Raw genomic sequence first — 7,141 nt, 5'->3', positions numbered from 1 at the left:
CGCCGCCGCCGTTAGCGGGTCTTGGTGGCCGCCTCGGTAAGGATATCGATCTCGGCGCCCTTTTTATGGGCGTTTTCAGAGATATGGCGGCGCCAGGCACGGGCGCCGGGGCGCCCTTGAAAGAGCCCAAGCATATGGCGCGTGATCGAGTTGAGCGGCACGCCCGCCGCCATCTCCCGCTTCACATAGGGGAGCATCTGCTCAATCACTTCGCGCCGCTCTGGCGTGTCGTCATCGACGCCGTAATAGCGCTGGTCGATCTCGGCAAGAAAATACGGGTTCTGATAGGCTTCGCGTCCGATCATCACGCCATCGACATGCTCAAGATGCGCGTCAATCTCCTCATGGCTTGAAATCCCGCCATTGATGATAATCTCAAGCTCCGGCATGTCCTTCTTCAACTGATAGACGCGATCATAGTCGAGCGGCGGGATGGTGCGGTTTTCCTTGGGGCTGAGCCCCGTCAGCCAGGCTTTGCGCGCATGGATGATAAAGGTCGAGACGCCCGTCTCCGCGACTTTCTCGATAAAGGTTTTAAAATAATCATAGCTGTCGAGATCATCGATGCCGATGCGGGTCTTCACCGTGACGGGGAGGGAGGTCGCGGAGCGCATCGCCGCGACGCAGCTCGCCACCGTCTCCGGTTCCCCCATCAGGCAGGCCCCGAAACGTCCGTTCTGCACCCGATCCGAGGGGCAGCCGACATTGAGGTTAACTTCCCCATAGCCATAGTCTTCTGCGATTTCAGCGCATTTTGCGAGGGCGTCCGGCTCACTCCCACCGAGCTGCAGCGCGAGCGGTTGCTCCGCCGGATCAAAGCGCAAGAATCGCTTTGCATCCCCATGAATGATCGCCCCCGTCGTCACCATCTCCGTATAGAGAAGCGCGCGGGCGCTGATCAGGCGCAGGAAATACCGGTCATGCCGGTCCGTCCAGTCCATCATCGGGGCAATGCTTATGGTGCGATCAAGTTTTGTCATCTTCACATAGATATAGGGCGGCGGTACGTTGCTGTAATCCGCCGCCAACCTATCCAAAGACGTCTGTTATTGCCAGATTTTTCTAGCCGGCGTTGGAGAGGCGTTTGACGCAGTCGTTGAGTTCGGTGATGCCGGTCGAGAAAAATTCCATATTCTGTGAAATCTCGTTGGTGACGACTGACTGTTCCTCGATTGCCGAGGCGACGGCGGCCACATACTCATTGACCGAGGCCGTTGAGTTGGCGATGATGTCATTGCTTTCGACCACATCGTTGGCGACGGCCTGCATGGCGATAATCTCCTGATAGATGTCGTCGGTCGCCTTGGAGGTCTGGGTCGCGAGCGTCTTGACCTCGCCCGCGACAACCGCAAAGCCCTTGCCCATCTCGCCGGCGCGTGCCGCCTCGATCGTCGCGTTCAGCGCCAGCAGATTTACCTTGCCCGCGATTTCGCGAATGATCTCGACCACGCTTTCCATGGATTTTGAGGTTTCCTGCAACCGGGCCGTCAGTTCCTTCGCATGATCGGTTTTTGAGACGATATCGCTCACCGCCTGTTGCGAGTTATTCATATTCTGGCTGATTTCCTGGATGGAGGCCTGCATTTCCTGTGTCGCCCCGGCAACCGACTGGACTTTCGCCTGGGAATCGCTGGAAAGCTCGCCGGCCTGTATCCGGGCCTGCATCTGGTCGGTAATATTTGTGGCGAATTTGACCACCTTGAAGGGGTTGCCGTTCATATCGAGGATCGGGTTGTAGCTCGCCTGGATCCAGATCTCGTTGCCGCCCTTGTCGAAGCGCTTGAACTCATCCGCGAGATACTCGCCTTGCCGGAGTTTTTCCCAGAAATCTTTATATTCATCGCTCGCAGCATAGGCGGGGTCGACAAAAATGCTGTGATGCTTGCCGGTAATTTCCTCAAGGCTGTAGCCCATGGCGCCCAGGAAATTCTCGTTTGCCTTGATAATGGTGCCATCAAGCTTGAACTCGATGACGGCCTGTGATTTTCCGATAGCGTCGATCTGTCCGCGGTAGTCCGCATTCTGAAGTTTCTGCTCGGTCACGTCTGTCGCGTATTTGACCACCTTGAAGGGCTTGCCGTTCATGTCGAGGATCGGGTTATAGCTCGCCCGTATCCAGACTTCCTTGCCGCCCTTGCCGAAGCGCTGGAACTCATCGGCGAGATACTCACCTTGCCCAAGCATCTCCCAGAAGTCTTTATACTCTCCGCTCGCGGCGTAGGCGGGATCGACGAACATGCTGTGATGCTTGCCGGTAATTTCCTCAAGGCTATAGCCCATGGCATCCAGAAAGTTTGGGTTTGCATTGCGAATGGTGCCATCCATCTCAAACTCGATGATGGCTTGCGATTTGCCGATGGCGTCGATCTGGCCACTGAAATCCGCATTTCGCCGCTTTTGCGCCGTCACGTCGGTCGCATATTTCACGACTTTGACGGGGGTACCGTTCATGTCGAGGATCGGATTATAGCTCGCCTGTATCCAGATTTCGGCGCCACCCTTGCCGACGCGGGGGAACTCGTCGGCAAGATACTCACCCGCCGCGAGTTTTTTCCAGAAATCCCTATATTCAGGGCTTTTTGCATAGGTCGCATCCACGAACATGCTGTGATGCCTGCCCTTGACGTCATCGAGGCTATAGCCCATGGCATCCAGGAAATTTTCGTTGGCGTTGAGGATGGTGCCATCGAGAGTGAATTCTATCACGGCCTGGGAGCGGCCAATGGCATCGACCTGGCCCTGAAAATCGGCGTTGCGCCTTTTCTGCTCCGTGATGTCGGTCGCGAATTTGACGACCTTGACGGGCTTGCCGGCGGCGTTCAGGATCGGGTTGTAGCTTGCCTGTATCCAGACTTCCTTGCCGTCCTTACCGAAGCGTTTAAACTCATCCGAAAGATATTCTCCAGCGCTCAGTTTTTCCCAGAACTTTCTGTAATCGTCACTCGATGCATATGTGGGGTCGACGAACATGCTGTGATGCTTGCCGGTAATTTCCTCAAGACGGTAATCCATCGCACTCAGGAAATTCGCGTTCGCGTTCAATATGTTGCCGCCCATATCGAATTCGATGATGGCCTGTGATTTATTTAATGCATCAAGTAAAGCGTTCGAGACTTCTCTTTTAAATAGCATATTATACCTCTTGGATGGGCGGGACGGGCCTCTTTTTCAATCTTGAGTATTTATGAGAACTGATTAATTATGGGTTAAATAAAATATATATAAATAATCATAAATATAATTAGATTTTTATTTGTAATAAAATCAAATAATATATGTGACAGGTTTTCTGATGCTTTTGAAACAGGATAAAACAGCTAAAAATAGATTTTCGATATGCCTGATTTAGCTGAATTAACATGGGGTTATACCGTGCTATTCAGAAATCGACACGGAAGAGTTGCGCTCGCTCGACTGGATTTATATTGGGAATGATGGCGCACGCGGGTGAAATTTCTAATCAACCCGAAGGCTGGGAGACGAAAGCTGGTATCTTTACTGATTTCCCATTTATCCTGATAGAATCTGAACGGAGGGTTCGGGAGCCTATTTCAACAGGCGCTGCATGTTTGCTTTGCCCCGCAATGCGACTTCCTGTAAAAGAGCGCAATCAGGAATAGACCCAAGCAGTTTGAGGAAGCAGCCGCCAAGATGACCCGTCACCTTATTACCTCCGCCTTACCCTATATCAATGGTGTCAAGCATCTGGGGAACCTGATCGGCTCGATGTTGCCCTCCGACCTCTATGCGCGCTATCTGCGGGCGCGGGGAGAAGAGGTGCTGTTTATCTGCGCAACGGACGAACATGGCACGCCCGCCGAACTCGCCGCCCGTGAAAAAGGGCAGGATGTTGCGGAATTCTGCGCGGAGCAGCATCAGGTGCAGGCCAAACTTGGCGCCGCCTTCGATCTCACCTTCGATTATTTTGGCCGGTCGTCATCAAAGCAGAACAAGGAACTGACCCAGCATTTTGGCAACAAGCTCTATGAGAATGGCTATATTGACGAGCGCGTGACGCGGCAAGTCTATTCCATCGACGATGACCGCTTCCTGCCGGATCGCTATGTGGAGGGGACCTGCCCGCATTGTGGTTACGATAAAGCGCGCGGCGACCAGTGCGAGAATTGCACGCGGCTTCTCGATCCGACGGACTTGCTGGAACCCCGCTCTGCGGTATCAAACAGCACTAATCTTGAAATTCGCGAGAGCAAGCATCTTTTCCTGCTGCAATCGAAGCTTGCCGATGAAATTCGTGTCTGGGTGAACCGCCATCAGGACTGGCCGGTGCTGGTTTCCTCCATCGCGCTGAAATGGCTGGATGAGGGGCTGCATGACCGCGGTATTACGCGTGACCTTAAATGGGGCGTGCCGGTCGATCGGGCCGGGCTGGAGGATAAGGTCTATTATGTCTGGTTCGATGCGCCGATCGAATATATCGCGGCAACCAAGGAATGGGCCGACGAGGACCCTGACGCGCGCGACTGGAAAAGCTGGTGGTATGAGGCCGAGGACGTACGCTATGTGCAGGTGATGGCGAAGGATAACGTGCCGTTCCATACGGTCACTTTTCCCGGCACCCTCCTTGCCAGCCGCGAGCCCTGGAAGATGGTCGATTATATCAAGGGATTCAACTGGCTGAACTATTACGGCGGAAAATTCTCGACGAGTCAGAAACGCGGCATTTTCATGTCCGACGCGATTGAGCTGTTGCCGTCTGATTACTGGCGGTATTACCTGCTCGCGAATGCACCGGAAACCTCTGATGCCAGCTTTACCTGGGACGGCTTCGCCGGGACGGTGAATAAGGATCTTGCTGATATCCTTGGCAATTTTGTCAACCGGACGCTGAAATTCTGTTCCTCCAAATTCGGCGATCAGCTGCCTGAAGGCGGGGAGGCGGGCGATGCGGAGGCAGCGCTTGCCAAGGCGCTGACCGAGCGGCTGGGCGCCTATAACACGCATATGGGGGACATGCAGATCCGAAAGGCTATGCAGGAACTGCGCGCGATCTGGGCCCTTGGTAATGAATATCTGACCGAAGCGGCCCCCTGGACGGCGTTCAAGACCGATCCGGATGCCGCCGCGCAGTCCTTGCGCATCGCCATCAACCTTATTCGTATCTTCGCGGTTTTAAGCGCGCCGGTGATCCCCAATGCGGCGCAGAAAATGGCCGCCTGCCTTGGCTTGACGCTTGGTGCAAAGGACTGGATCGAAGGCGATATGATGACGGAGCTGCAGACGCTGCAACCCGGCCATGGCTTTGACATCCCGGAGGTTCTGTTCCGCAAGATTTCCGATGATGAAGTTGCCGCCTGGGAAGCGCGTTTCGGCGGGGAAGCCTGAGAAAAGGGCTCGTATCGGGGCCTTCCATCCCGTGAATTTTACCCAAGTTAACTCTAGTTCTTAACCGGGCTTTAAGGCCTATTCGCTACTCTTTTGCTTATTTTTGCAAAAGGATCGTTTGGCGATGACGGTAGGTAAGCTTCTAAAACGCAAGGTCCTGAGAGCGTTTGCACAGGATACCCTTGCCACGACAGCAGTTGAGCTGGCGATGATTGCGCCCGTGCTGATCCTCTTGCTGGTCGGGATTATCGAGCTCAGTATGGCGATGTTCATCAACACGGTGGTGGAAGGCAGCCTGAAAGACGCGTCCCGACTTGGCCTGACCGGGCAAATCCAGGACGGCGCCAGCAATACCCAGGCCCTTGTCGATATGCTCAACGAGGCCTCTCTTGGACTTCTTGGGTTGACAACTGGCGATGTGACAACGCTCGTCTATGAAAATTTCTCCTATGTGGGGCAGGGGGAGGAATTTACGGATTTGAACGGGGATGGCAGTTGGACTGCCGGTCCTTATACCCACAGCGACGGCACAGTCTATCCGGATGGCGAGCCTTGGGTTGAGGTGAACGGCAATGGTGTTTATGACGAGGATTTCGGCGTTGCCGGGCTTGGCGCGCAGGGCGATATCGTGCTTTACACAGTTGAATATAACTGGAATTTCCTGAGCGGCCAGGTCATCCCTATCCTGGAAGGGGTTATTCCCATGCATGCCTCCATCGTGGTGCGGAACGAGCCCTATTAATACGCTGTTACCTTTAACTGAGGTCTAAAATGAAGCGTTTACTTAAATCTACTGGCGACCGGATACTCGGCCATATCGGCGGGTTTATCCGCAACCATCGCGGCGTGGCCATGGCGGAATTCGCCCTGTTGCTGCCCGTGCTGATGCTACTCACTGCGGGCAGTTTTGAGGTCGCGCGCTATGCCCTGATGACGCAGAAGCTGGATCGGATCGCGGCGACCCTGTCGGATCTGATCGCGCGATCGACTATCGAGGATATCACCGAGATGGAAATCTCCAACATTATCGATTCTGCGCTTTTTATGGCGCAGCCCTTCGATATCGCCGGTGATAACATGATTATCCTGACCTCGGTTCAGGGCCGGGCCGGTCAGGCGCCGGAAATTCTCAGTCAGCGGGTTTCAGGGTCGGTTACCGGTGCCAGCAGTACTATCGGCAGCACCGTCGGCGGGAATGCGACGTTGCCGTCTGCCTTTCCCGATGCCGGTTCCGGCGAGACCCTGGCGGATGGGGAGACCCTGATTATCGCCGAGATCTATTATGACTATGATCCGTATCTCGCGGGTGACATCGGTTTCTTCGGGGATATGATGTTGCGGGCGCATGCCTATTTCCGCCCCCGCTTTACCGATACGATCACCTTCCCGGCGAGCCCATAGACGACAGTTCTTCTCTGAGAAGAGCGGGCCGAAAATACCCCAACTACAAGGCCATCCCATATGCTGGGGTGGCCTTTTTTTATTGTGGCGGGGCTCTGTGCGGTGGTTGCTTAAGGAGGTCGTGAGAGAAGAGGCAAGATATTGCTATTGCAGAGTATATTCGCCTGCAACCGACACCTTCACAAGAGCCGAGCGCAAGTCCGGCCGACAAGTAGTGGGGCGGGTGTTGAAGGGCCTTGCGGGGCATTAGGACACGGGTGTGCGAAGAGGCGAGGGCGCTTAAAGCAGGCCGGGACCAAGAACAGAAGCTCGGGCCTTGTTGAAGGCATAAAAAAAGAGCGGTGGCCGAAACCGCCGCTCTTTGATGTTGAGACCGCGTCTCTTACTTCGAGATACG

5 protein-coding genes are annotated in these 7,141 nt (G+C 54.7%); 3 read left to right on the top strand and 2 right to left on the bottom strand.

Annotated elements, in window-relative coordinates:
• Window positions 1-11 precede the first annotated feature (11 nt).
• Window positions 12-980, bottom strand: coding sequence for a tRNA dihydrouridine(20/20a) synthase DusA (gene dusA / locus P1U71_RS10040; protein WP_367281166.1), 969 nt, complete (start codon window positions 978-980; stop codon window positions 12-14).
• A gap of 82 nt (window positions 981-1,062) precedes the next feature.
• Window positions 1,063-3,132 (bottom strand): PAS domain-containing methyl-accepting chemotaxis protein, encoded by a 2,070-nt coding sequence (locus tag P1U71_RS10035; protein WP_301105461.1) that lies wholly within the window; start codon window positions 3,130-3,132, stop codon window positions 1,063-1,065.
• 519 nt (window positions 3,133-3,651) lie between these two features.
• On the opposite strand from P1U71_RS10035, the gene metG reads away from it, so the two are divergent.
• The 3 genes from metG to P1U71_RS10020 all read left to right on the top strand — a co-directional run bounded on the left by metG (window position 3,652) and on the right by P1U71_RS10020 (window position 6,744).
• Entirely contained in the window at window positions 3,652-5,343 is a 1,692-nt protein-coding gene (gene metG / locus P1U71_RS10030) for a methionine--tRNA ligase (protein ID WP_301105460.1), read from the top strand.
• A 124-nt stretch (window positions 5,344-5,467) separates the two neighbouring features.
• Window positions 5,468-6,085: a TadE/TadG family type IV pilus assembly protein gene (locus tag P1U71_RS10025; protein WP_301105459.1), complete on the top strand. Its 618-nt coding sequence runs from the start codon at window positions 5,468-5,470 to the stop codon at window positions 6,083-6,085.
• A gap of 29 nt (window positions 6,086-6,114) precedes the next feature.
• Window positions 6,115-6,744, top strand: a complete 630-nt coding sequence (locus P1U71_RS10020) for a TadE/TadG family type IV pilus assembly protein (protein ID WP_301105458.1) — start codon at window positions 6,115-6,117, stop codon at window positions 6,742-6,744.
• Window positions 6,745-7,141: the final 397 nt, after the last annotated feature.

Origin of the sequence: Sneathiella sp., assembly GCF_029233945.1 — a bacterium.
In the GTDB taxonomy this organism is placed as follows: Bacteria; Pseudomonadota; Alphaproteobacteria; order Sneathiellales; family Sneathiellaceae; genus Sneathiella.
The sequence above is the reverse complement of the archived record's forward strand: the minus strand, read 5'-3'. Positions and strand labels throughout refer to the sequence as shown.

Excerpts from the sequence above, each read along its gene's own strand:
- P1U71_RS10025 (WP_301105459.1), top strand. The coding sequence starts at position 5,468 with ATGACGGTAGGTAAGCTTCTAAAACGCAAGGTCCTGAGAGCGTTTGCA.
- P1U71_RS10035 (WP_301105461.1), bottom strand. The coding sequence starts at position 3,132 with ATGCTATTTAAAAGAGAAGTCTCGAACGCTTTACTTGATGCATTAAAT.
- P1U71_RS10020 (WP_301105458.1), top strand. The coding sequence starts at position 6,115 with ATGAAGCGTTTACTTAAATCTACTGGCGACCGGATACTCGGCCATATC.
- dusA (WP_367281166.1), bottom strand. The coding sequence starts at position 980 with ATGACAAAACTTGATCGCACCATAAGCATTGCCCCGATGATGGACTGG.
- metG (WP_301105460.1), top strand. The coding sequence starts at position 3,652 with ATGACCCGTCACCTTATTACCTCCGCCTTACCCTATATCAATGGTGTC.